Source organism: Geodermatophilus sp. DSM 45219 (genome assembly GCF_900104025.1).
Taxonomy (GTDB): Bacteria; Actinomycetota; Actinomycetes; order Mycobacteriales; family Geodermatophilaceae; genus Geodermatophilus.
Genome location: NZ_FNIQ01000002.1, coordinates 711718 through 736855, shown reverse-complemented (window position 1 = coordinate 736855; position 25138 = coordinate 711718). Strand labels below are relative to the sequence as shown.

At 74.6% G+C, this 25138-nt stretch carries 21 protein-coding genes; 13 read left to right on the top strand and 8 right to left on the bottom strand.

What is annotated here, in order from left to right; translation table 11 throughout:
- The first annotated feature begins 28 nt into the window (after positions 1–28).
- From BLR12_RS08540 to BLR12_RS08530, 3 genes are all read left to right on the top strand, one after another.
- Positions 29–1816: an ABC transporter substrate-binding protein gene (locus tag BLR12_RS08540; RefSeq protein WP_091376138.1), complete on the top strand. Its 1788-nt coding sequence runs from the start codon at positions 29–31 to the stop codon at positions 1814–1816.
- An 81-nt stretch (positions 1817–1897) separates the two neighbouring features.
- Positions 1898–2131 carry a preprotein translocase subunit SecG gene (secG, locus tag BLR12_RS08535; RefSeq protein ID WP_091376136.1) on the top strand — a complete coding sequence of 78 codons (234 nt, stop codon included), beginning with the start codon at positions 1898–1900 and terminating at the stop codon, positions 2129–2131.
- Between the two features lie 414 nt (positions 2132–2545).
- A complete protein-coding gene (locus BLR12_RS08530) occupies positions 2546–2887 on the top strand; it encodes an RNA polymerase-binding protein RbpA (protein ID WP_091376134.1) in 342 nt (113 codons plus the stop codon).
- A 332-nt stretch (positions 2888–3219) separates the two neighbouring features.
- Here the strand turns inward: BLR12_RS08530 and pgl are convergent, their stop codons facing one another.
- From pgl to tkt, 5 genes are all read right to left on the bottom strand, one after another.
- Positions 3220–3978: a 6-phosphogluconolactonase gene (gene pgl, locus BLR12_RS08525; protein WP_255363375.1), complete on the bottom strand. Its 759-nt coding sequence runs from the start codon at positions 3976–3978 to the stop codon at positions 3220–3222.
- Positions 3979–4100: 122 nt separating this feature from the next.
- Positions 4101–5222: a glucose-6-phosphate dehydrogenase assembly protein OpcA gene (locus BLR12_RS08520; protein ID WP_091376131.1), complete on the bottom strand. Its 1122-nt coding sequence runs from the start codon at positions 5220–5222 to the stop codon at positions 4101–4103.
- A 25-nt stretch (positions 5223–5247) separates the two neighbouring features.
- On the bottom strand, positions 5248–6765 hold the full coding sequence (gene zwf / locus BLR12_RS08515) for a glucose-6-phosphate dehydrogenase (RefSeq protein ID WP_091376126.1): 1518 nt from the start codon (positions 6763–6765) through the stop codon (positions 5248–5250).
- A gap of 183 nt (positions 6766–6948) precedes the next feature.
- Positions 6949–8055: a transaldolase gene (gene tal / locus BLR12_RS08510; RefSeq protein ID WP_091376123.1), complete on the bottom strand. Its 1107-nt coding sequence runs from the start codon at positions 8053–8055 to the stop codon at positions 6949–6951.
- An 82-nt stretch (positions 8056–8137) separates the two neighbouring features.
- The gene (gene tkt, locus BLR12_RS08505) at positions 8138–10351 is read right to left on the bottom strand and encodes a transketolase (RefSeq protein WP_091376121.1); all 2214 of its coding nucleotides are present in this window, start codon (positions 10349–10351) and stop codon (positions 8138–8140) included.
- 382 nt (positions 10352–10733) lie between these two features.
- On the opposite strand from tkt, the gene BLR12_RS08500 reads away from it, so the two are divergent.
- Positions 10734–11654, top strand: coding sequence for a heme o synthase (locus BLR12_RS08500; RefSeq protein WP_091376648.1), 921 nt, complete (start codon positions 10734–10736; stop codon positions 11652–11654).
- A 145-nt stretch (positions 11655–11799) separates the two neighbouring features.
- Positions 11800–12801, top strand: a complete 1002-nt coding sequence (locus BLR12_RS08495) for a ScyD/ScyE family protein (RefSeq protein ID WP_091376119.1) — start codon at positions 11800–11802, stop codon at positions 12799–12801.
- Between the two features lie 120 nt (positions 12802–12921).
- Here the strand turns inward: BLR12_RS08495 and BLR12_RS08490 are convergent, their stop codons facing one another.
- Positions 12922–13851, bottom strand: a complete 930-nt coding sequence (locus tag BLR12_RS08490) for a COX15/CtaA family protein (RefSeq protein ID WP_091376118.1) — start codon at positions 13849–13851, stop codon at positions 12922–12924.
- Positions 13852–13973: 122 nt separating this feature from the next.
- Here BLR12_RS08490 and BLR12_RS08485 point away from each other — a divergent pair, with 122 nt between their 5' ends.
- The 8 genes from BLR12_RS08485 to BLR12_RS08450 are packed head-to-tail and all read left to right on the top strand — an operon-like array spanning position 13974 to position 20979.
- On the top strand, positions 13974–14831 hold the full coding sequence (locus BLR12_RS08485; RefSeq protein ID WP_255363374.1) for a helix-turn-helix transcriptional regulator: 858 nt from the start codon (positions 13974–13976) through the stop codon (positions 14829–14831).
- On the top strand, positions 14828–16270 hold the full coding sequence (gene sufB, locus BLR12_RS08480) for a Fe-S cluster assembly protein SufB (RefSeq protein ID WP_091376114.1): 1443 nt from the start codon (positions 14828–14830) through the stop codon (positions 16268–16270). The genes BLR12_RS08485 and sufB overlap by 4 nt, the downstream gene beginning before the upstream one ends.
- Complete coding sequence (gene sufD, locus BLR12_RS08475; RefSeq protein ID WP_091376113.1) at positions 16270–17589, top strand: Fe-S cluster assembly protein SufD; 1320 nt, start codon at positions 16270–16272, stop codon at positions 17587–17589. Before sufB ends, sufD begins: the two co-directional genes overlap by 1 nt.
- 3 nt (positions 17590–17592) lie before the next feature.
- Positions 17593–17958, top strand: a complete 366-nt coding sequence (locus BLR12_RS08470) for a non-heme iron oxygenase ferredoxin subunit (protein ID WP_091376111.1) — start codon at positions 17593–17595, stop codon at positions 17956–17958.
- A 15-nt stretch (positions 17959–17973) separates the two neighbouring features.
- Complete coding sequence (gene sufC, locus BLR12_RS08465; RefSeq protein ID WP_091376109.1) at positions 17974–18777, top strand: Fe-S cluster assembly ATPase SufC; 804 nt, start codon at positions 17974–17976, stop codon at positions 18775–18777.
- Positions 18774–20099: a cysteine desulfurase gene (locus BLR12_RS08460; RefSeq protein WP_091376107.1), complete on the top strand. Its 1326-nt coding sequence runs from the start codon at positions 18774–18776 to the stop codon at positions 20097–20099. Before sufC ends, BLR12_RS08460 begins: the two co-directional genes overlap by 4 nt.
- Positions 20099–20578, top strand: a complete 480-nt coding sequence (gene sufU, locus BLR12_RS08455) for a Fe-S cluster assembly sulfur transfer protein SufU (RefSeq protein WP_091376104.1) — start codon at positions 20099–20101, stop codon at positions 20576–20578. Before BLR12_RS08460 ends, sufU begins: the two co-directional genes overlap by 1 nt.
- The gene (locus BLR12_RS08450; protein WP_091376102.1) at positions 20575–20979 is read left to right on the top strand and encodes a metal-sulfur cluster assembly factor; all 405 of its coding nucleotides are present in this window, start codon (positions 20575–20577) and stop codon (positions 20977–20979) included. Before sufU ends, BLR12_RS08450 begins: the two co-directional genes overlap by 4 nt.
- An 88-nt stretch (positions 20980–21067) precedes the next feature.
- Here BLR12_RS08450 and BLR12_RS08445 read toward each other — a convergent pair whose 3' ends face one another.
- Both BLR12_RS08445 and BLR12_RS08440 read right to left on the bottom strand, forming a co-directional pair.
- Entirely contained in the window at positions 21068–22858 is a 1791-nt protein-coding gene (locus BLR12_RS08445; protein ID WP_091376098.1) for an SCO7613 C-terminal domain-containing membrane protein, read from the bottom strand.
- Between the two features lie 75 nt (positions 22859–22933).
- The gene (locus BLR12_RS08440) at positions 22934–25063 is read right to left on the bottom strand and encodes a DUF2157 domain-containing protein (RefSeq protein ID WP_091376096.1); all 2130 of its coding nucleotides are present in this window, start codon (positions 25061–25063) and stop codon (positions 22934–22936) included.
- Positions 25064–25138: the final 75 nt, after the last annotated feature.

Below are 25138 nucleotides of genomic sequence, written 5' to 3'. Positions count from 1 at the left end.
GCCGCCGGACAGGCGGGGAGCGGGTGGGGTGGACAGCACGCTGGAGCGGGGCCCCGCCTGGGCGCGGGGGGCGCGCGGCCGGGTCGCCGGCATCGCCGCCGTCGTCCTGCTGGTGGTCGGGGTGGCGGTCAGCTGCGCGAACGCCGGCGAGGACCGCGCCACCCTCCCCGTCTTCGGCGGCGGCCCCGACACCGGGGTCACCGGCGTCCGCGCACCGTCGGACGCCACCGGCGGCACGCTGCGCGTGGTGACCGGCGAGGTCGACAGCCTCGACCCGCAGCGCTCCTACCTCCCCGGCGTGTGGAACCTGATGCGGCTCTACACCCGCACGCTGGTCAGCTACTCCTCCGAGCCCGGCCGCACCGACGAGCTGGTGGCCGACCTGGCCACCGACCTGGGCACCACGCCCGACGGCGGCACGACCTGGACCTTCACCCTGCGCGAGGGCGTCCGGTTCGAGACCGGCCAGCCGATCACCTCGCGCGACGTGAAGTACGGCATCGAGCGCTCGTTCGCCTCCGACGTGGTCGTGGGCGGGCCCACCCGGGTGGTGGAGCTGCTCGACGACCCCGCGAACCCCTACGCCGGCCCCTACCAGGACGAGACGCCGGGCAGGCTGGGGCTCGCCTCGGTGGAGACCCCCGACGACCGCACCATCACCTTCCGGCTGCGCGCGCCGCAGCCGGACTTCCCGTACGTCATGGCGCTGCCCTCCAGCAGCCCGGTCCCCGTGGACAACGACACCGGCGCCGACTACGGCACCGACCCGGTGTCCTCCGGCCCGTACGCGATCGCCACGCGGGACGACGTCACCGGCATCGTGCTGGAGCGCAACCCGCAGTGGGACCCGGCGAGCGACGAGGTCCGCACCGCGCTGCCCGACCGCGTCGTCGTCCGCACCGGGCTGACCGGTGTCGAGCGGGACCAGTCACTGCTCGCCGGGTCCGCGGACGTCGACATCTCCGGCACCGGCATCCAGGCCCCGACGACGGCGCGGCTCGGTGAGGACACCGATGGCGACGTCGCGCTGGTCGACCGGATCGACGAGGTCACCGCCAACGTCGTCCGGCTGCTCGCCCTGCCCACCGACGTGGCGCCGTTCGACGCCCCGGCGTGCCGGGCCGCGGTGGCCGCGGTGGTGGACCGCGCCGCCGTGCAGGAGGCGCTGGGCGGGCCGGCGGAGGCCGTCCGCACCTCCCAGCTCTGGCCGAAGGGCATCGGCGGCGGGCCGGAGGACCCGGATCCGGCCGCGGACCCGGCCGAGGCCGAGGCGTCGCTGGCCGAGTGCGGCCAGCCGGAGGGTTTCAGCACCGTGCTGGCCGTCCCGGACGCGCCGAACAGCGTCGCGGTCGCCGACGAGGTCGCCGCCCAGTTGGCGGGCATCGGCATCCGGGCCGAGGTGCGCCCGCTGGACGCGCCCAGCTTCTACGCCACCGAGGTCGGCAACCCCGACCGGGTCCGCGAGAACGGGATCGGCATCGTGCTGGCCACCTGGACCGCGGACTTCCCGACCCCCGGCGCCTTCCTGGTGCCGCTGGTCGACGGCCGGTCGGTCAGCTCGGTCGGCAACACCAACTTCGCCCGGCTCGCCGACCCGGCGATCGACGGGCTGGTCGACGCCGCCCGTGCGGCCGCCGGCGACCCGGAGGCCGCCCGTGCCGCGTGGCGCGAGGTGGCGACGGCGGCCACCGCGACCGGCGCGTACGTGCCGCTGGCCGAGTCGCGGGCGCAGCTGCTCGCCGGCCAGCGGCTGCGCAACGGCGTGGTCATGGGGCCGTACACGAGCTACGACCTGGCGACCGCCGGCGTCCGCTGACTGCTGTCGCTGTAACGACCGGCACCGGCCGGTCCGCGTGCGCTGACCGGAGGCCGGACGGCGGTCGGTTACCCTCGGGACATGGTCGAGCTGGTCCTCAACGTGCTGCTGGTGCTCACCAGCGTGCTCCTCGTGGTGCTGATCCTGCTGCACCGCGGCAAGGGCGGGGGCCTGTCCTCGATGTTCGGCGGCGCGGTCTCCTCGCAGCTGTCCGGCTCCTCCGTGGTGGAGAAGAACCTCAACCGGCTCACCGTCTTCATCGGCCTGATCTGGACCGTCTGCATCATCGGCCTGGGCATCCTGCTCAAGGTCTGAAAGAGGACCACCCTTCCCCCCACGCCTCGCCCGCTCGGCGCGGGACCCTGAAGGGTGGCCGTTCCAGCACGTCACCGGAGCTCGCGGCGGGACCCTGCAGGGGGCCGTTCCATCCGCTCACCAGGCTCGACGCGGGACCCTGGAGGGTGGCCGTTCCAGCACGTCGCCGGAGCTCGCGGCGGGACCCTGATGCGGGGCTGTTCCAGCACGTCACCGGAGCTCGCCGCGGGCCCCCGCAGCGGGGCCGTCCCAGTCCGCCGGCGAGCTCGCGGCGGGCCCGGCAGGCAGCCGACGGCGGTCCGGCGAACGCCGAGGTCATCGGGACCAAAGTCCTCTCTGGCCCCCGTTCCAGGCCCTAGACTGCGCCGACGGCCGTTGTCGGCCGCGGACCGCTGAGACGCACAGGGGGCACTGGTGGCTGGTGGTAACGCGATCCGGGGTACGCGGGTGGGCGCGGGTCCGGTGGGCGAGGCAGAGCGCGGCGAGGCCGCCCCCCGCCGCCGGGTGTCCTTCTGGTGCGCGCAGGCCCACGAGACCGAGGTGGCCTTCGCCTCCGACGCGGAGGTGCCCGACCTCTGGGACTGCCCGCGGTGCGGCCTGCCCGCCGGCCAGGACCAGGCGACCCCGCCGCCGGCCCCGCGGACCGAGCCGTACAAGACCCACCTGGCCTACGTGCGCGAGCGGCGCAGCGACGCCGACGGCGACGCCCTCCTCGAGGAGGCGCTGGCGAAGCTGCGGGCCCGCCGCGGCGCCTGAGGGAGGACCCCCTCGCCCCCGGCCACTCGCACGCTCGCGGCAGGGCCGTGCAGGGGGGCCACCCTGGGGAGATCCGATCGAGTGGCTAGTCCAGGGGACGCCGCGGCGGGGGGATCGGCACCCAGCGGACCCAGGCCGCCCGCTCCCAGTTCCACCAGCAACCGGGACGCCCCGGCGCGGGCTGCGGCTCGGGCACGAGGCCCGGCTGCGAGCGAGGGACGGGAAGGGCGGTGGGGAGCGTCATCGCGGGCTCCACGGGGGAGGGGGGCGAGCGGGGAACTGCCGGTCGCGGCCCGCACTCTCCTCGCGGACGACGCCGCCCACCAGGGTCCTCAGGCCTCCCGGGGAAGCTGCCCGGCGGCCTCGGCGTCCAGCAGCCAGCGGGTCGCCCGCCGCCCGCGCACCCCGGCCGCCGGCAGCTCGTCGGGCGTCGCGTCCCCGGCCAGCGCCTGCGCCACGGCGGGTGCCTTGGCCGAGCCGCTGACCAGCAGCCACACCTCCTCGGCCGCGTTGAGGGCGGCGAAGCCGAGGCTGACCCGGGTCGGCGGCGGCTTGGGGCAGTCGCGCACCGCGAGCACGGTCCGCTCGTCGGACACCGCCGGCGTCCCGGGGAAGATCGAGGCCACGTGCCCCTCCGGGCCCATCCCGAGCAGCAGCAGGTCGATGCGGGGGAGGGACGCGCCCTCCGGGGCGGCGGCGGCCAGCTGACCCGCGTACCACTCCGCGGCGTCCTCCGGCTCGGTGAGACCCGCATCGGACGCCGGCATGGCGTGGACCCGCTCGGCCGGTACCCCGGCCGGGTCCAGCAGCGCCCGCCGGGCGCCGAGCTCGTTGCGCTGGTCGTCGTCCGCGGGCACGAAGCGCTCGTCGCCCCACCACACGTCGACCGCGGTCCAGTCGACCCGCTCGCGCGCCGGCTCGCGGACCAGGTCGGCGACCCGCTCGAGGACGGCGGTGCCGATGCCCCCGCCGGTGAGCACGACCGACGCCGTCCCGTGCACGGCCTGGGCCGCCGCCAGCCGGGCGACCAGCGCCGCGGCGACGGCGCGGGCCAGCCGGTCGGCGTCGGGCTCCACGACGACGTCGGGCACCTGGCCCTCCTGCAGGGGCCCCGGCCCCGTCCCGGGTCCCGCGCCGAGCGTGCGAGGGGTGGGGAGGACGGGGTCCTTCGACGAGCGGTGGGGGGCAGGAGGGTCCTTTCTCGGTGGGACCGTCACGGGACGGCCTGCCCGGCGTCCCGGGCGCCCTGGTCGGCGTCCTCGACGCCCTGCTGGGCGACCTCGTCGGTGCCCTCCGAATCCGGCGGGACGGCCGGCAGCGTCTCGCCACCGCTGCCGGCGTAGTCCTCGGCGGGGTCGAACCACACGTACTCGCGCTCGGCGGCGCGGCGTGCCAGGTCCGGGACGCCGGTGGTGGACTCCAGCGCCTCGGCGTAGGGCTCGTCGGGGTCCAGCCGGCGCAGCTCCTCGCCGACCAGGTCACCGAGCTGGTGGTCGGGCAGGGCCACGGTCGCGTCCGGCCGGTAGGGCTGGCTGATCACCGCCCCGCCGCGCCGGTCGGCCTCCACCCGCACGACCTCGTCCTGGTCGAGCTCGAGCACCACGGCCGACACGCCGCTGGGGCCCGGGCGCCGCTCGCCGGAGACCACCGCGATCTCGCAGCCGGTGCGCGCGCCGAGCCAGCCGGCCAGCAGCAGCGCGGTGGCGTGGCCGGGGTCGCCCTCGACGCGGCCGCCCAGCACCCGGACGGCCTCGCCGCGGCGCCCGGACACCGAGTCGACGGTGGAGGTGAGCGTGGACCGCCACGGCGTGCTGCGGGTCCAGGCCAGGTCGGTGTCACCGGGGGCGTAGTCCTCGGCGCGGGTGCGCAGCGCGGCCAGCTGGTCGCCGGCCAGCGAGCTGTCGGTGATCCGCCGGTCGGCGATCACCGCGAGCGCGTCGGTGGCCAGCCGCTCCGGTGGGGCGCCGTGCCACCAGGTGACCACCGGGGCGTCGGCGGCCAGCAACGGCAGGACCACCGACTCGGCGTGCAGCGCCAGCCGGCCGTACATCCGCATGACGACGGCCTCGCCGGGGCCCAGCCGCCCGCCGATGAGCACCTCGGCGTCCAGCCGGGGCGCCGGCGACTCGATCTGCCGGCGGACGACGATCAGCAGCCGGCACGGGTGCTGCGCGGCGGCAGCGGTCGCGGCCTCCTCCGCCTCGGCGACGCGGTTCTCGTCGGCCACGACCACGAGGGTCAGCGCGACACCGGACAGCACCGCTCCGCCGGTGCGCCGCTGCGCGGCCAGCTCCTTCACCACGGCCGAGCCGGTGGTGTCCCACAGCGTCGTCATCGGATCGTCTCCTCGCGGGTGGGCGTCACGGGCGCCGCCACCGGCGGCCCTCGGCGGCGAGCATCTCGTCGGCCGCGCGCGGCCCCCACTCGCCGGCCCGGTAGGCCTGCGGCGTGGTCCCCTCCCAGAACTCCTCCAGCGGGTCGATCACCGCCCAGGAGGCCTCGACCTCGGCGTTGCGCGGGAAGAGCGTGGCGTCGCCGAGCAGGACGTCGAGCAGCAGCCGCTCGTAGGCCTCGGGGCTGGCCTCGGTGAACTGCTCGCCGTAGAGGAAGTCCATCGCGACGTCGCGGACCTCCATCACGCTGCCGGGCACCTTCGACCCGAACTTGAGGGTCATCCCCTCGTCGGGCTGCACGCGGATGACCAGCTGGTTGTTGCCCAGCTCCTCGGTGTCGGTGTCGGCGAAGGGCAGGTGCGGCGCGCGCTTGAACACCAGCGCGATCTCGGTGACCCGCCGTGGCAGCCGCTTGCCGGTGCGCAGGTAGAACGGCACGCCTGCCCAGCGGCGGGTCTCCACGCCCAGCCGGACGGCGGCGTAGGTCTCGGTGGTGGAGTGCGGGTCGACGCCCTCCTCCTGCCGGTAGCCGGTGGCCCGCTGGCCGGCCAGCCAGCCCTGCTCGTACTGGCCGCGGACGGCGGAGGTGGCCAGGTCCTCGGGCAGCGAGACCGCGCGCAGCACCTTGAGCTTCTCGGTGCGGATCTCCTCGGCGGAGAACTCGACCGGCTCCTCCATCGCGGTGAGCGCCAGCAGCTGCAGCAGGTGGTTCTGCAGCACGTCGCGGGCGGCGCCGGTCTGCTCGTAGAACTGCGCCCGACCGCCGATCCCGACGTCCTCGGCCATGGTGATCTGCACCGAGTCGACGTGGTGGCCGTTCCAGACCGGTTCGAACAGCGAGTTGGCGAACCGCAGCGCCATCAGGTTCTGGACGGTCTCCTTGCCCAGGTAGTGGTCGATGCGGAAGACGTCGTCGGCGGTGAACACCGAGTCGACCAGCTCGTTGAGCTCCCGGCTGGAGGCCAGGTCGGTGCCGAACGGCTTCTCCACCACCACCCGGCGCCAGCGGTCGGGCGTGCTGTCGGCCATGCCGGTGCGCTGCATCTGCTTGAGCACGATCGGGAACATCGCCGGCGGGATGGACAGGTAGAAGGCGGCGTTGCCGCCGATGCCGTGGGTGCCCTCGAGCTCGCCGAGGGTGGCGGCCAGCTCGTCGAAGGCGTTGTCGTCGTCGAAGGAGCCCTGCACGAACCGGACGCTGCCGGCCAGCCGCTCCCAGACCTCCTCGCGCCACGGGGTGCGGGCGGCCTTGCGGGCGGCGTCGCGGGCCAGCTCGGCGAAGTCCTCGTCGCCCCAGTCGCGGCGGGCGAAGCCGAGGAGGGCGAAGTTGGTCGGCAGCAACCCGCGGTTGGCCAGGTCGTAGACGGCCGGCAGCAGCTTCTTGCGGGCCAGGTCGCCGGTGATGCCGAAGACGACCAGGGCGCAGGGCTCGGGGACCCGGGGCAGCCGCCGGTCCCGCGGATCGCGCAGCGGGTTGGTGATCATCGCGGGCCGCGAAGCGGGGAGAGGGTCATCGTCCGTCCTCGAGGTCGGAGGGGAGAGGTCGGAGGGGACCCGCCGTCCGGCCCGGCGGTGGACCGGACGGCGGGGTCGGGCAGGTGCGCTCGGCAGACCCTGATCCTCCCCGAGAGGGTCAGCCGAGCGCGGCGGACACGGCGGACCGGGAGGTCAGGCCTTGTCCTCGAGCTCGCTCCTCACCGACTCGACGAGCTCGTTCCAGGAGTCGGCGAACTTCTGCACGCCCTCGTCCTCCAGGACCCGGAAGACGTCGTCGAGGTCGACCCCGGCGTCGCGGATGGCCTGCATCGTGGCGGCGGCCTCGTCGTAGGCCTTCTGCACCGGCGTGCCGAGGCTGCCGTGGTCGGCGTAGGCCATCAGGGTCTTCTCCGGCATCGTGTTGACGGTGTCGGGTGCGACCAGCTCGCTGACGTAGAGGGTGTCGGGGTAGGCGGGGTCCTTGACGCCGGTGGAGGCCCACAGCGGACGCTGGGGAGAGGCGCCCCTGGCCGCCAGCGCCTTCCAGCGGTCGGAGGAGAAGACCTCCTCGTAGGCCTGGTAGGCCAGCCGGGCGTTGGCCACCGCCGCCCTCCCCTTCAGCGCGGGGTCGGCACCGGCCTTGTCCAGCCGCTTGTCGACCTCGCTGTCCACGCGGGACACGAAGAAGGAGGCCACCGACTCGATCCCCTCGAAGCCGGCCTCGGGGTCGTCGGCCAGCCGCTGCTCCAGCCCGGACAGGTACGCGTCCATGACCGCCCGGTACCGCTCGGGGCTGAAGATGAGGGTGACGTTGACACTGATCCCGCGGGCGATCGACGTGGTGATCGCCGCGAGCCCCTCCTGGGTGGCCGGGATCTTGATGAACAGGTTGGGGCGGTCGACCAGCCACCACAGGTGCGCGGCCTCGGCGGCGGTGGCGTCGGTGTCGTGGGCGATGTCCGGGGAGACCTCGAGGGAGACCCGCCCGTCCCGCCCGGTGCGCTCGGCCACCGGCGCCAGCAGGTCGCAGGCGTCGCGGACGTCGGCGGCGGTGATGGTGCGCAGCGCCTCGGCCACGCCCACCCGGCGGACGGCCATCGCGTGGACCTGGTCGTCGTAGGAGTCCGAGCCACTGATCGCCGCGGCGAAGATGGTCGGGTTGGTGGTGACGCCGACGACCGAGTGCTCGTCGACCAGCGCCTGCAGGTTCCCGCTGCGGATGCGGTCGCGGGAGAGGTCGTCGAGCCAGACGGCGACCCCGGCCGACGACAGCTCGGCCAGCTTCTCGTTCTGTGCCATGTCCTTGCCTTCCTGGAGAAAGGACCCCCTTGCTCCCCACCGCTCGCACGCTCGCAGCGGGACCCTGCAAGGGGGCCAGGGTTTACAGGTCGCCGGTGGGGTTGGACAGGCCGCCGGTGGCCGCGACCGGACCGGCCGGGACGGCGGTGCCCGACCGCGCGGACTCGATGCTCTCCCGGGCGGCGGCGACGACGGCCTCGTCGGTGAGGCCGAACTGCTCGTACAGGACGCTGTAGGCGGCGCTGGCCCCGTAGTGGGTGAGGCCGACGATCCGGCCGGCGTCGCCGACGAACTCGCGCCAGCCCATGGGCACGCCGGCCTCGACGCTCACCCGGGCGCGCACGGTGGGCGGCAGCACCTGGTCCTTGTAGGCCTGGTCCTGGTCGGCGAACCACTCGACGCAGGGCACCGAGACCACGCGGGTCGGCACGCCGTCGGCCTCCAGCCGCTCCCGGGCGGCGACGGCGATCTGCACCTCCGAGCCGGTACCCAGCAGGATCACCTCAGGCGTGCCGTTCGAGGCCTCGGCCAGGACGTAGGCCCCGCGGGCCACGCCCTCGGCGGAGCCGAACTCCGACCGGTCGAACACCGGCAGGTTCTGCCGGGACAGCAGCAGGCCGGCCGGGCGGTCGTTGTTCTCCAGCACCGTCCGCCAGGCGACGGCGACCTCGTTGGCGTCGGCCGGGCGGACGACGTCCAGCCCGGGGATCGCCCGCAGCGCGGCGAAGTGCTCGATCGGCTGGTGGGTCGGGCCGTCCTCGCCCAGGCCGATCGAGTCGTGCGTCCAGACGTAGGTCACCGGCAGCTGCATGAGCGCCGCCAGGCGCACCGCGCCGCGCATGTAGTCGGAGAAGGTGAGGAAGGTGCCGCCGTAGACGCGGGTGCCGCCGTGCAGGGCGATCCCGTTCATGACCGCGCCCATGGCGTGCTCGCGGACGCCGAAGTGCAGCGTGCGCCCGTACGGGCCACCGGACCACATCTTGGTCTGGCGGTCGGCCGGCAGGAACGACGGTTCGCCCTTGACGGCGGTGTTGTTGCTCTCCGCCAGGTCGGCCGACCCGCCCCAGAGCTCGGGCAGCACCGGGTAGAGCGCGGCCAGCACCTCGCCGGAGGCCTTGCGGGTGGCCACGCCCTTGGGGTCGGCGTCCCAGCTCGGCAGCTCCGCGGCGAACCCCTCGGGCAGCGTGCGGGTGCGCATCCGCTCCAGCAGCGCGGCGGCGTCGGCGTTCTCCCGCTGCCAGGCCGCGAACCGCTCGTCCCACTCGGCGCGGTCCTTGCGGCCCGTCTCGACGACCGAGCGGGCGTGGGCCAGCACCTCGTCGTCCACCTGGAACGTCTGCTCGGGGTCGAAGCCCAGGATCTCCTTGGTGGCCCGGACCTCGTCCTCGCCCAGCGCCGAGCCGTGCGCGGCGCCGGTGTTCTGCTTGTTCGGCGCGGGCCAGGCGATGACGGTGCGCAGCACGATCATCGACGGCCGGCCGGTCTCGGCCCGGGCGGCGGCGAAGGCGGCGTCGACCGCGGCGAGGTCCTCACCGTCGTCCACGCGCTGCACGTGCCAGCCGTAGGCCTCGTACCGCTTGCCGACGTCCTCGGTGAAGGCGACGTTGGTGTCGTCCTCGATGGAGATGCGGTTGTCGTCGTAGACGAGGACCAGGTTGCCCAGCTGCTGGGTGCCGGCCAGCGACGACGCCTCGCCGCTGACGCCCTCCTCCAGGTCGCCGTCGGAGGCGAAGCACCAGATCGTGTGGTCGAAGAGGCTCTCGCCCTCGGGAGCGTCGGGGTCGAGCAGGCCGCGCTCGCGGCGGGCGGCCATGGCCATCCCGACGGCGTTGCCGACGCCCTGGCCCAGCGGACCGGTGGTCGTCTCCACGCCGGGGGTGTGGTTGACCTCGGGGTGGCCCGGGGTCTTCGAGCCCCAGGTGCGCAGCGCCTGCAGGTCCTCGAGCTCCAGGCCGTAGCCGGAGAGGTACAGCTGCACGTACAGCGTCAGGCTGGAGTGGCCCATCGAGAGGACGAACCGGTCCCGGCCCACCCAGTTCGGGTCGCTCGGGTCGTGGCGCAGCCACTTGTGGAACAGCAGGTAGGCGGTCGGGGCCATGCTCATCGCCGTCCCCGGGTGGCCGTTGCCCACCTTCTGGACGGCGTCCATCGCAAGCACGCGCGCGGTGTCGATGGCGCGGCGGTCGAGCTCCCCGAAGCCCTCGGGCAGCGTCGGGTCCGGCTGGCGCGGGTCGCCGGTCGGGGTGTCGGTGGCTGCCTCGGCCGGGGCCTCGGACTCGGTGCTCTGGGTTCCCATGTGTCGTGCTCCTCGGGTCGGCCGTGCGGGACCCGCCCGGGTGATCTGCGGCGACCTCGTACGGCCCGGGCGGACGGCGGTGCGTGGCCCCAGCGACCGGCCCCGCGTCGGTCACGGCCCGGCTGCCCGTCACCAGGACGCGCCGTCGTCGTCGACGTCGGCCCTACCCGCTGCGTGCGCAGCACCAACGTGGTCGACCCTAGTGGTCGGTCCCGGGGACGAGACCCTGGTCATGCCCGGAGGAGGCGGGGGGCGCCGCGGGCTACAGTTGGTCCGTTCTCCCGTCCCCGGTCGAAAGGGACCCCGTGCTGTTCCCGCACCTGGTGGAGCCGTGCCCGGTGGTGCCCTGCCCGTGTGCCGACGCCCCGTCGGTGGCCGCCCGGTGACGACGCTCTCCGAGCGCCCGGCCGTCCAGGCCCGCCGCCTGTCGGGCACGGTCCGCGCGTACGTCGCGCTGACCAAGCCCCGGATCATCGAGCTGCTGCTCATCACCACCCTGCCGGCGATGATGCTGGCCGTCGGGGGCCTGCCCTCCTGGGAGCTGCTCCTGGCCACGATGGCCGGCGGCACCCTCGCCGCCGCGGCCGCCAACGTCTTCAACTGCTGGTACGACCGCGACATCGACCGGCTGATGCACCGCACCGAGCGGCGTCCGCTGGTCACCGGGGAGGTCACCCCGCGCGCCGCGCTGGTCTTCGGCGGGGTGCTCACCGTGCTGTCGATCGCGCTGCTGTGGGTGGCGACGACGCCGCTGGCCGCGGTGCTGGCGGCCGGCGCGATCGCCTACTACGCCGTCGTCTACACGATGGTGCTCAAGCGGCACACCCGGCACTCGACGCTGTTCGGCGGGGTGCCCGGAGCGGCTCCGGTGCTGATCGGCTGGGCCGCGGTCACCGGCACGGTGTCCTGGCCCGCGGTGGTCTTCTTCGGCGTCGTCTTCTGCTGGCAGCTGCCGCACTTCTGGGCGCTCGCCGTGCGCTTCCGCGCCGACTACGCGCGGGCCGACGTCCCGATGCTGCCGGTCGTGGCCAGCGAGCTGTCGGTCGGCCGGCAGACCGTCGTCTGGACCTGGCTCACCGTCGCGGTCTCGCTGCTGCTGTGGCCGGTCGCCGACGGGTACGGCATCGGCTGGATCTACACCGGCGCCGCCGCCGCGCTGGGCGCGTGGTTCGTCGTCGAGGCGCACCGGCTGCTGCGCCGCATCCGCTCGGGTGCGGAGACCCGGCCGATGCAGCTGTTCCACGTCTCGATCTCCTACATGGCCCTGCTGTCGGTCGCGATCATCGTCGACGTCCTGGTCTGACGACGGCCCCTCGCCCCCCGCCGCTCGCGAGCTCGTGGCGGGGGGCTGCGAGAGGGCCGCTCCTGCAGTGACGCGGGGGTGACGCGGTCGTGACGCCTCCGGTCCTAGCGTCGGCGCCCGCCGGACGCTAGGAGCGGAGGTCGTCATGCGGAACCGTCGACGGGCACCGCTGCTCGTGCTGGCCACGCTGCTCGGCGCGTTCGCCGCGCCGCCCGCGGCCCAGGCGGACCCACCCCCGGGGGCCGACGCCCCTGAGCTGCTGGTCACCGGCCTGGCGGGCGGCTCGGGCAGCACGGTCGGGCCCGACGGCGCGCTGTACGTGCCCGAACCCGTCTCGGGCGAGGTGTCCCGGATCGACCCGGACACCGGGGAGAGGACGGTCGTCGCCTCGTGCCTGCCCCCGCAGGTGCTGGTGGGAGATGCCGGCGGCGCCATGGACGTCGCGTTCCTCGACTCGACGATGTACGCCCTCACCTCGATGGTCAGCGCGGACGTCGGTGGCAGCGCCGTCACCGGCGTCTTCCGCGTCGAGGACGACACCTGCGAGGTCGTCGCCGACATCGGCACGTGGACGATCGAGAACCCGCCGCCCCCGGACTTCGACTTCTTCGTGCCCACCGGTGTGCCGTACGCGATGGAGGCGTACCGGGACGGGTTCCTCGTCACCGACGGGCACGCCAACCGCGTGCTGCAGGTCACCCTGGACGGGGAGGTCCGCACGGTGCTGCAGCTCGGCAACGTCGTCCCGCTCGGGCTCGACCTGGTGGACCGCACGGTGCACGTGGCCCTGGCCGGCCCCGTCCCCCACCTGCCGGAGGACGGCCAGGTGGTGTCGTTCCACGTGCGGTCGGCCGAGCCCGAGCTCGTCGCCTCGGGAGGACCGTTGCTCATCGATGTCGAGGCGGGCCGGCACGCGCTGTACGCGCTGGCCCAGGGCGACTTCCCCGAGGGTGCACCGGAGGGGTCACCGGCCCTGCCGGACACCGGTCAGCTGCTGGTCGCGGACCGGGACGGCGGCCTGGACGTGGTCGCCGACGGACTGGACCGCCCGACGTCGATGGAGGTCGTCGACGGCGACGCCTACGTGATCACCTACGACGGCGAGATCTGGCGGATCGAGGACCTGCCCGGCTGCCGGCACCGCTGACCCCCACCCACGACCACGACGAGCGCGGCTGAGCGCGAGGCGCCGACTCTCGCGCGGTTCCTCCCACCTCCGCGCTCGTGCACCGGCGCACGACCGGGGGGAGCGGTGCGGGAGCGGGCGTCAGCGAGTGGCGGAGGCCGGGACCTGCGAGGGACTCAGCGGAGCCTCGGACGCCGGTCCGCGCACGGACCACACCAGCCGAGCCGTGAACGCCGTGACCAGCACCGCGCCGAGCATGTGCAGCAGCACCAGCGCGACCGGGAGGTCGGTGAAGTACTGCACGTAGCCGACGACGCCCTGGGCCAGCTGGACGACGAGCAGGTCGCGCGCGGCCCGCGTGACCCGGCCGGGGGCATCGGTCGCGTGCAGGGCCACCAGCAGGGCGACGGTGAGCCCGAGGAGCAGGAACACGGCGTCGGCGTGCAACTGGCTGACCAGCTCGACGTCGAAGCCCATCCGGTCGCCGGTCGGCACGTCGTCCTCGTCGACGTCGCCGCTGTGCGGCCCGCTGCCGGTCACGAGCGTGCCGAGCACCAGGACGGCGCCGGTGACCGCGGCGATGCCGGTCACCAGCAGGGCCAGCGGACGGCGCAGCAGCGGCCGGCCCACCCCCGGCTCGCGGGACCGCGACCAGAGCACGGTGGCCAGCGCGATGAGCACGATCGAGACGAGGAAGTGCGCCGCGACCGTGTACGGGTTCAGGCCGGTGAGCACGGTGACCCCGCCCAGCAGCGCCTGGGCCGGGATGCCGAGGAAGGTGAGGACGGCCAGCGGGCGCAGGTCGCGGCGCGCGGACCGCCACACCGCGACGACCGTGGCGACGGCGATCCCGGCGAGGACGAAGGTGAGCAGCCGGTTGCCGAACTCGATGACGCCGTGGCCGGCCAGCTCGGGGGTGGCGACGAAGCTCTCGGTCGTGCACCGCGGCCAGGTGGGGCAGCCCAGGCCCGAGCCGGTGAGCCGCACGGCGCCGCCGGTGACGACGATCGCGCCGTTGGCGACGGCGTTGGCCAGGGCGAGGCGCGAGACGACGGCAGGGGAGACCGGCACGACCCGATGCTAGGCGGTGCCGGCGACGGTCCCGGCGGACGCCGATGGTGATCCCCGCCCGCCGGCCTCGGGCTTAGGTGACCCTTGCTTGCACGCGTCGCGAAATAGGTGAGACTCGTGTTGTGGAAAGCGGTCCGGTGCAGGTGGGCGGGGTGGCGACGGCGCCGACCCGACCCGTGCCGTCCGCCGACGACGGCCGCACCCGGCACCGCGTCACCGCGCTGCTCCTCGAGCACGGCCCGCAGACCGCGACCGAGCTCGCCACGCGGCTGGGCGTCTCGTCGGCCGCCGTCCGCCGACACCTCGACGCGCTCGTGGCCGCCGGCCGGGTCGAGGAGCGGCACGCGCCCGGCACCCCCCGGGGACGGGGGCGACCGGCCCGGCTGTTCCACCTGACCGACGCCGGCCGCTCGGCCTTCCCGCACGCCTACGACGACCTGGCGCTGACCGCGCTGCGTTTCGTCGCCGCCCACGGCGGTCCGGACGCCGTCCGTTCGGTGGCCGAGGCGCAGCTCGCCGGGCTGGAGCAGCGCTGCTCGGCCGCGGTGGAGGCTGCGCCGGACGCCCCGGTCGACCGCGCCCGGGCCCTCGCCGGAGCGCTCACGGCCGAGGGCTACGCTGCCTCGACCTCGGCCATCTCCGGTGGTGGGCAGCTCTGCCAGCACCACTGTCCGGTCGCGCACGTGGCTGCGGAGTTCCCGCAGCTGTGCGAGGCCGAGACGGCGGTGATCGGCCGGCTCGTCGGCACGCACGTGCAGCGGCTGGCCACCATCGCCCACGGCGACGGGGTGTGCACCACGCACATCCCGGGGCCGGTCCGCCGCGCGAGCGGCGGTGGACACACCCGCGAGGGGAACAGATCGGCCCCCGCGAGCCCTGTACCGGACGAGCGCGCGGCGCACCGGCTCCGAGCCGGCACGCACCCCGCACCGTCCCCCAGCAGCACCCCCACGAACGACCGGGAGAGGACGCCCGCATGACCAGCACCCAGCAGCCGGTGACCGGCACGCCGCTGACCCAGGACGAGCAGATCGAGCAGCTCGGCCGGTACCAGTACGGCTGGGCGGACGCCGACGTCGCCGGTTCCGCCGCCAAGCGCGGGCTCAGCGAGGACGTCGTCCGGGACATCTCGGCGCGCAAGAACGAGCCCGAGTGGATGCTCGAGCGGCGGCTCAAGGCCCTGAAGCTGTTCGGCCGGAAGCCCATGCCGGACTGGGGCTCGGACCTGTCGGGGATCGACTTCCAGAACATCAAGTACTTCGTGCGCTCCACCGAGGCCCAGGCGGCCTCGTGGGAGGACCTGCCCGACGACATCAAGAACACCTACGACAAGCTCGGCATCCCGGAGGCGGAGAAGCAGCGGCTGGTCTCCGGTGTCGCGGCGCAGTACGAGTCCGAGGTCGTCTACCACCAGATCCAGAAGGAGCTGGAGGACCAGGGCGTGATCTTCCTGGACACCGACTCGGCCCTGAAGGAGCACCCGGAGATCTTCCAGGAGTACTTCGGCTCGGTGATCCCCTCCGGCGACAACAAGTTCGCCGCGCTGAACACCGCCGTCTGGTCGGGTGGCTCGTTCATCTACGTGCCGAAGGGCGTGCACGTCGACATCCCGCTGCAGGCCTACTTCCGGATCAACACCGAGAACATGGGCCAGTTCGAGCGGACGCTGATCATCGTCGACGAGGGCGCCTACGTGCACTACGTCGAGGGCTGCACCGCGCCGATCTACAAGTCGGACTCGCTGCACTCCGCGGTGGTCGAGATCATCGTCAAGAAGAACGCGCGCTGCCGGTACACGACCATCCAGAACTGGTCGAACAACGTCTACAACCTGGTCACCAAGCGGGCGATCGCCCACGAGGGCGCGACCATGGAGTGGGTCGACGGCAACCTCGGCTCCAAGGTGACGATGAAGTACCCGGCGGTCTGGATGACCGGCGAGCACGCCAAGGGCGAGGTGCTCTCCATCGCCTTCGCCGGCGAGGGCCAGCACCAGGACGCCGGCGCCAAGATGGTGCACGCGGCGCCGAACACCTCCTCGACCATCGTGTCGAAGTCCGTCGCCCGCGGCGGCGGCCGGACCTCCTACCGCGGCCTGGTCCAGGTCGACGAGGGCGCGCACGGCTCGAAGTCGACGGTGAAGTGCGACGCGCTGCTGGTCGACACGATCAGCCGGTCGGACACCTACCCCTACGTCGACGTGCGCGAGGACGACGTCGCGATGGGCCACGAGGCGACCGTCTCCCGGGTGAGCGACGACCAGCTCTTCTACCTGATGAGCCGCGGTCTGTCCGAGGACGAGGCGATGGCGATGGTGGTCCGCGGCTTCGTGGAGCCCATCGCCCGCGAGCTCCCGATGGAGTACGCCCTCGAGCTGAACCGCCTGATCGAGCTGCAGATGGAAGGTGCCGTCGGCTGATGTCGGCCAACGACGACGCGAACACCACGGGCCTGACCACGGAGTCGGCCACCCTCGCCGGCGAGCTGTTCGGCGAGGGGGTCGGCGCCCAGGCCGGCCCGCCCACCACCCCGGCCGCCGGCACCGGCAGCGCCGGGCAGGCCGCGCCGGGTGCGCACTCGCACGGCGGACCGGCCCCCACCGGCTCGCCGGCCGAGCGCCTCACCTCGACCGACCCGGACGCCTTCGGCGTGCCCACCGGCCGCGAGGAGACCTGGCGCTTCACCCCCATGAAGCGCATCCGCCCGCTGCTGGACGGCGCCCCGTCCGATGCCCACCTGCAGTGGGACACCGACCTGCCCGAGGGCGTCGAGCTGACCAGCGTCGAGGCCGACGACCCGCTGCTGAAGGGCCTGCCCGAGCCGGTCGACCGGCTGGCTGCCCTCGCCCGGCAGCGCAGCGGCGGCGCGGCCGTCGTCCGCGTGCCGGCCGAGGCCCAGCTGGACCGTCCGGTCACGCTGCGGCTGTCGGGCACCGGCTCCGAGGACGTCGTCTGGTGCCAGCTCGTCATCGACGTCGGCGCGTTCGCGAAGGCGACCGTCGTCCTCGACCATGCGGGCCTGGCCCGGTACGCCGCGGGCGTCGCCGTCCTCGCTGGGGACGGGTCGCAGGTCACCCTCGTCTCCGTGCAGGACTGGGCGCCCGGTGCCGTCCACGGTGGGCAGTTCGACGCCGTCGTCGGCCGGGACGCGACCTTCACGCAGGTCGTGGTCACCCTCGGCGGCGACCTGGTCCGCCTGGTCAGCAACGTGCAGTACGCCGGTCCCGGCGGGAGGGCGGAGCTCTTCGGCGTCTACTTCTCCGACGAGACCCAGCACCAGGAGCACCGGCTCTGGGTGGACCACGCGGTGCCCAACTGCACCAGCAACGTGCTCTACAAGGGCGCGCTGCAGGGCGAGGGCGCCCGCACGGTCTGGATCGGCGACGTCCGCATCCGCCCCGACGCCACCGGCACCGACACCTACGAGCTCAACCGCAACCTGGTGCTCACCGACGGCGCCCGCGCCGACTCGGTGCCGAACCTGGAGATCGAGACCGGCGAGATCGTCGGTGCCGGCCACGCGAGCGCCACCGGCCGCTTCGACGACGAGCAGCTGTTCTACCTCTGCTCGCGGGGCATCGACGCCGAGACCGCACGCCGCCTGGTCGTCCGCGGTTTCTTCGCCGACGTCGTCCAGCGGATCGGGATCGACGCGCTCCAGGACCGGCTGATGGGCACCATCGAGACCCGTCTCGGTGCGCTGCCCGGCCTGGACGAGCAGCCGGTCGAGGTGGCCTGACCCATGGCCTTCGAGCGGGTCTGCGCGCTCTCGGAGGTGCCGGAGAACGGCGCCCTCCGGGTCGAGCTGGCCGACGTCGACGTGGCCGTCGTCCGGTACGAGGACGACGTCTACGCGATCCAGGACGTGTGCTCGCACGCCGAGGTGCCGCTGTCCGAGGGCGACGTCGAGGAGTTCGACGGGGCCCCCACCATCGAGTGCTGGCTGCACGGGTCGTGCTTCGACCTGCGCACCGGCGAGCCCACCAACCTGCCGGCCACCGAGCCGGTCGACGTCTACCCGGTCCGCGTGGAGGGGGAGGACGTGCTCGTCGACACGGAGGCAAGCGCCCTGTCCGACGACGTCCTGCCCCGCGCGGCCGGCAACTGAGGAGCGAGAAGAGAAGTGTCCGTTCTGGAGATCCGCGACCTGCACGTCACCGTCGGCGAGGGTGACGACGCCAAGGAGATCCTCCGCGGCGTCGACCTGACCATCCGGTCGGGCGAGACGCACGCGATCATGGGGCCGAACGGGTCGGGCAAGTCGACCCTGGCCTATTCGATCGCCGGCCACCCCAAGTACACGATCACCGGCGGCACGGTGACCCTCGACGGCGAGGACGTCCTCGCGATGACCGTCGACGAGCGCGCCCGCGCCGGCCTGTTCCTCGCCATGCAGTACCCGGTCGAGGTCCCCGGCGTCTCGGTGTCGAACTTCCTGCGCACCGCCGCCACCGCCATCAAAGGCGAGGCCCCCAAGCTGCGGAGCTGGGTCAAGGACGTCAAGACCGAGATGGCCGGCCTCGAGATGGACCCGGCGTTCGCCGAGCGCAACGTCAACGAGGGCTTCTCCGGCGGTGAGAAGAAGCGGCACGAGATCCTGCAGATGCGGCTGCTCAAGCCGGCCATCGCGATCCTCGACGAGACCGACTCCGGCCTCGACGTCGACGCGCTGCGGGTGGTCTCCGAGGGCGTCAACCGCACCCGCGAGGAGGGGGACGTCGGCGTCATGCTGATCACCCACTACACGCGGATCCTGCGCTACATCAAGCCTGACTTCGTGCACGTCTTCGTCGCCGGCCGGGTCGTGGACGAGGGCGGCCCGGAGCTGGCGGCCAAGCTCGAGGAAGAGGGCTACGCCGCCTACGTCAAGGACTCCAACGAGCAGGCGAGCATCGAGAAGGCCGCCGCGGAGGTCGTTCAGGCATGACCCAGACCGTCTCGCGTCCCGCCGGGGCGCAGCAGGCGCCCCTGCCTCTGGACGTCGAGGCGATCCGGGCGGACTTCCCGATCCTGACCCGCACCGTCCGGGACGGGAAGCGACTGGTCTACCTGGACTCGGGCGCGACCTCGCAGAAGCCGCGCAGCGTCCTGGACGCCGAGCGCGACTTCTACGAGACCTGCAACGCCGCACCCCACCGCGGGGCGCACCAGCTCGCCGAGGAGGCGACCGGCCGGTACGAGGCGGCCCGGGCCACCATCGGCGCGTTCATCGGTGCCCCCGCGGAGGAGGTCGTCTTCACCCGCAACAGCACCGAGGCGATCAACCTGGTCGCCTACGCGCTGTCCAACGCGGCCACGGCCAAGGAGCCCGCGTTCCGGCGGTACGCCGTCGGCCAGGGCGACGAGATCGTCGTGACCGAGATGGAGCACCACGCCAACCTGGTGCCCTGGCAGCAGCTGTGCGAGCGCACCGGGGCGACCCTGCGCTGGCTCGGCCTGACCGACGACGGCCGGCTGGACCTGTCCGACCTCGGCACGGTGGTCAACGAGCGCACCAAGCTCGTCGCGGTCACCCAGCAGTCGAACATCCTCGGCACGATCAACCCGCTGGGGGAGATCTCGGCGCGGGCCCGCGAGGTCGGCGCCCTGCTGCTGGTCGACGGCGCCCAGTCGGTGCCGCACCAGCCGGTCGACGTCACCACGCTCGGCGCGGACTTCCTGGTGTTCTCCGGGCACAAGATGCTCGGGCCCACCGGCGTCGGCGTCCTGTGGGGCCGCTACGAGGTGCTCGACGCGCTGCCGCCGTTCCTCACCGGTGGGTCGATGATCGAGGTCGTGCGCATGGAGGGCAGCACCTTCATGCCGCCGCCGCAGCGCTTCGAGGCCGGCGTCCCGATGACCGCGCAGGTGATCGGGCTGGCCGCGGCCGTCGAGTACCTGCAGCGGCTCGGCATGGACCGCGTGCAGGCGCACGAGGAGGCGCTGACCGGGTACGCGCTGGAGAAGCTCGCCGGGATCCCCGGCGTCACGGTGATCGGCCCGCCCGACACCGTCGCCCGCGGGGGTGCGGTCTCCTTCACCGTGGAGGGCATCCACCCGCACGACGTCGGCCAGGTCCTCGACGACCTCGGCGTCGAGGTGCGGGTCGGCCACCACTGCGCCTGGCCGGTCGTGCGCCGCTACGGCGTCCCGGCCACGACGCGGGCCACCTTCTACGTGCACACCGGCTACGACGACATCGACGCCCTGGCCGACGGCATCCGGGAAGCCCAGCGCTTCTTCGGTGTTGGACAGGGTGAGGTGAGCTGATGCAGCTGCAGTCGATGTACCAGGAGATCATCCTGGACCACTACCGCAACCCGCACGGCCGCGGGCTGCGCGAGCCGTTCGAGGCCGAGGTGCACCACGTCAACCCGACGTGCGGCGACGAGGTGACCCTGCGGGTCCACCTGGACGGCGACACCCTCGCCGACGTCTCCTACGAGGGGATGGGCTGCTCGATCAGCCAGGCGTCGGTCTCCGCGATGTACGAGCTGGTCATCGGCAAGCCCGTGGACGAGGCGCTGGCGACCGGCGAGCACTTCATGACCCTGATGCAGAGCAAGGGCGACGCGTCGGTCGCCGAGAAGCTCGAGGACGAGCTGGAGGACGCCGTCGCGTTCGCCGGCGTGTCCAAGTACCCGGCGCGGATCAAGTGCGCGCTGATGAGCTGGATGGCCCTCAAGGACGCGTCCGCCCGCGCGCTGTCGGCCACGTCCACGACCCCGGCTGGAGGACAGCAGGCATGAGCGAGACCACGGAGAACGCCACCCCCGCGACCGACGGGGCCGCGGGCGACCTGCCGGCCTACAAGTCGGCGCTGCTCGAGGACGTCGAGGAGGCCATGCGCGACGTCGTGGACCCCGAGCTGGGGGTCAACGTCGTCGACCTCGGTCTGGTCTACGGCATCGACGTCGTGGACAGCGACGACGCCAACCAGGTCGCGGTCATCGACATGACGCTGACCTCGGCGGCCTGCCCGCTGACCGACGTCATCGAGGACCAGGCCCGCCAGGCCCTCACCGGCGGCCCCGGCCCCGGCCTGGTGGACGACATCAGGATCAACTGGGTGTGGATGCCGCCGTGGGGCCCGGACAAGATCACCGACGACGGCCGCGAGCAGCTGCGCGCCCTCGGCTTCCGCGTGTAACCCCGACTCCGCGCGGTCATGGCGCCGTGACCACTCCATCCGACCGGGTGGAGTGGTCACGGCGCCATGATCGTCTTCGGGGACCCCGTCAGCGCATCTCCGCCAGGCGGGCGCCGAAGCCGGCCACGGGGTACCGCTCCTTGCGGGCGCCGACCGCGAGCAGCACCACCCCGACGACGAGTGCGCCGGCGACCGGCAGCGGCAGCTCGACCACGGCCAGCCCCAGCGCCAGCGCGATCGCCGTCCACGTGGCGACGACCAGTGGTGCGCGGACCGCCCGCCACGCCGCCGCGCCCATCACCGCGGCGGCCACGAGCAGCACCAGCACCGGTCGCGTGCTCCCCGGTGCGACGACGGCCCACACCACCGACGGGACCGCCGCGACCACCAGCCCCGGCCCCCACGCCGGCCACGACGGGCCGTCGACCAGCCGCGGGCCCGCGGCCAGCAGCAACCCCAGCGCCGCCGGCAGGGACCAGGCCTCCACGACGGAGGCGCCCGCCAGCGCCGACGTGGTCCACGCGGCCAGCACGAGCTGCGCGGCACCGGCCCGCCACGCGGGTGAGCCCTCCGGCCCGCCGTCCGGGTCCCGGCTGCGCCACACGTGCCAGCCCCAGGCGCAGGTCAGCAGCCCCTGCGCGGCCAGCTGGACCGCCAGCGCGCTCCGGTCCCCGGCGGCCACGAGCAGCACCGCCGCCAGGACCGCGCACACCGCCCCGGTGACCACGGTGGCCCGCCGCGTGTCGCGGTCGAGCACCAGACCCGCACCCAGGGACACGGCGTAGAGCACGCCGAGGAGGACCGCCGCGACACCGGCCCCCACCAGGCCGCTCGCCGTCGCCACCACGGCGGCCGCGGCCAGGCAGCCGACCGCCGCGGGGGCGGCCACGGGACGGTCGTCGCGCCGCAGCGCCGCCACGAGCACGCACGGCAGCGCGGTGAGCACCAGCAGGAGCACCAGCTCCACCCACCGGGACCCGGCGACCAGCTGGCCCACGCTGAGCACGACCATCGTCCCGCCCGCCGCGAGTGCCAGGGGTAGGAACAACCCCCGCACCCAGCCGGTCAGCAGGGCCGCGGCGACCGCGGCCAGCAGCACCCCGGTGTACCCGGCGAGCAGCACCGCGGCCGGCCCGGGCGCGCCCAGGGCACCGCCGAGCGCGGCCCCCGAGACGGAGCCGGCCAGCACCGGGACGGTCCGCGGCGGCCCGAGCAGCGGCTCCAGCGCGCGGGCCAGCCGGGCGACGACGAGCGCGAGCGCCACGGCGACCGTGAGCGCGGCCGAGGTCCAGCGGGCGGAGGCGCCGTCGGTCCACGCCGTCCCCACGGCGCCGACCACGCCGGCGACCCACCACGGCGCGGTGGTTCCCAGGGCGACCCGGGCGACGAGCCGCCGGGCGGCCACCGCGACCCCGAGGCCGGTCAGCGCCGCGGTCAGCAGCCAGACGGTGCGGGCCAGGCCGGAGTCGGCGCCGTCCAGGGCGCGCACGGCGGCCAGCTGCAGGACCAGCCACGCGGCCAGCGGCCAGGTCGCGGGGCGCGGCAGCAGCCACCGCAGGGCGAGGAACACCACGCCGAGCACCAGCGGGGGGACGACGGGGCCGCGGAGCAGGGAGCCACCGACGTCGGTGCCGAGCACCGCCAGCGCGACTGCGGCGGCGGCGAGCGTCTCCTCGGTCGCCCGCAGCCGGGCGTGCGAGCCCCAGGCCGAGGCGCCGGCGGCCGCGGCGGCCAGCACCAGCAGCAGCACCCGGGCCGACCCGCCGCCGTAGACCGCGGCGGCGGTCCCGCCGGCACTGACCACCAGCACCGCGCCGACGACCAGCAGCAGCAGCGGCGGGCGCGCGCGGTCCAGCGACGGGGCCGGAGCGTCGGTCATCCCACGGTCCCCCTCCTGCATCCGTGCGACCGGTCCACGGTAGGGCGGGCCGCCCCGGGCTGCGCCCCGCGGGGCTCAGCGCATCTGCGCCACCCAGGCCACCGCCTCGCGGGTCTGCTGCCGCCGGCGCTCGTAGGTCGCGCCCAGGGCGAGGAGCAGCAGGCCGACGACCGCCAGGGTCAGCCAGCGCGGCACCAGCGGGGCGTAGGGCGTCAGCCGCCCCAGCACCACGAACGCCAGCGAGGCGGCGCCCACCACGAACGGCGCCTGCCGGTGGGTCAGCGTGCCGGCGACGGTCAGTGCCCCGGCGGCCACGACGACCAGGACCAGGCGCAGCGCCGACGGCTCGGCGACGACCACCAGCGCCGAGGGGACCAGCGCGGTGGCCACCGCCGCGCCCTCCGCCGCCCACGACCGCTGACCGGACCGCAGCCGCGGCAGGGCGAGGAGCAGCAGGCCGGCCGCCGCGGGCAGCGTGTAGACCTCCGGCGTCTGGACCTGCGCACCACCGGCGGCCACCCAGCTCGCGACCACCAGGTCGGCGACAGCCAGCACCGCGACGTCACGACGGTGCACGACCAGCGCGTACGCACCGCCCGCCGCCCCCGCGATCGCCAACTGGACGGCGACCTGTCCCCAGGCGCCGGTCTCCGCCGTCGATCCGGCAGCCAGCAACGCGGCCAGTGCAGCCGTGCCGGCCGCCGTCGCCTCCTCGGGAGTGCCGGCCCGTGCGGCGGCCAGGGCGAAGCCGGCAGCTGCGACCAGCACGATGAGCAGCCCGGCGACGGCGGTGCCGAGCCACCCGTCGTCGAGGGCGAGCAGCGCCGCGCCGACCGGGCACAGCAGGACCACCACGACGGCCCTCGCCCGGAGCGCGGGCAGCCGGACGGCGGCCAGCGCGGCGGGCACGGTGCCCGCGAGGACCACCAGGGCGAGGATGCCGAGGCGGCCGTCGACCCCGAGCAGCCCGCTGCCGCCCGCAGCGAGCACCCCGCCGGCCGGGAGCAGCGCGGCCAGCGCCGTCCGCCGGGGCGCGACGAGGACCGCGGCGGTCACCAAGGCCAGGCCCAGCCCGGCCGTGGCGACCCATCCGGCGAGGTCGGCGCGGGCGAGCGCTCCGGTGAGCGCCAGGGCGGTCACCGCGGAGGCCGCGCCGGCGAGGGGCACGTCGGCAGGCAGCCGGTGGGCCAGCCGCGGGTCGCGCCGGAGCAGCCAGCCGACTGCACCGGCGGCGGCGAGCAGAGCGGTCACGGTCCAGGCGTCGACCGCCGTTCCGACCCAGGCGACCAGCACGCCGCCCAGTGCCCCCGCGGCCGCCCACAGCCCGGCCAGGGCCCGCGCGACCGGGACGAGCACCGGGCGCAGGCGCAGCAGCACCACGACGTCGAGCAGCGCGGTGCCCAGTACGGCGGCGACCCCGGCGGCGCCCGCGGCGACCTCGGGCGGCAGGAGCAGCAGCGGGACGGGCTGGATGGCCAGCAGCGCCACCAGCGGCCAGGTGACGGTGCTGCGGGTCAGCCGACCGAGGCCGAGGGCGACGGCCGTCACGACACCGCAGGAGCCCGCCGTCCACAGCCGACCCGGGACGCCGTCGAGCCCCCACAGGCCCAGCGCGTGGGCCGCGCCGAGGTCGACGGCGAGCAGTGCGGCCCCGGCGGCGGCCAGCGCCTCCTCGGTGGCCCGCAGCCCGCGCCGCGCCGTCCACGCCGACACCGCGCACGCGGTGGTGGTCACGGTGGCCATGACGGCGGACTGGAAGACCAGGCCGAGGCGGGTCCAGGCGACCGCGACGAAGGCGATGCCCGCGGCCACCACCAGCAGCGCGCCGAGGGCGAGGAGCACCTGCTGCGGGCTCACCCGGCGCGGCGGTGGGGGCACCGGGTAGCGCTCGTCGATCGAGAGTCGCGACGCAGGGGACAGCGGTGGCGGGGGTGCCACGGTTGAGACCGGGGGAGCGGCGGCGGGGCGCGGTGGCGCGGCCGCGGCCGCCGGTGACGGCGGGACCGTCGTCCTCAGCGTGGCCAGCAGCCGGTCGCGGTCCCGGGTGAGCTCGTCGATGGTGGCGCCGATGCGCGCGACGACGCGGGCCGCCTCACCGACGGCCGGCAGCCCGCAGGACGGGCACGGCGCAGGCCCCGGCCCGGCGCTCGGCAGGCCGCACACGGGGCACGGCGGGCTCCAGGGCGGACCGGACGTCGAGGTCATGGCCGAGATCGTGGCCCGTCGCGGACCTGCGTGGGAGACGGTTCGCCCGTCTGTGGACGACGGTCTGCCACCCAC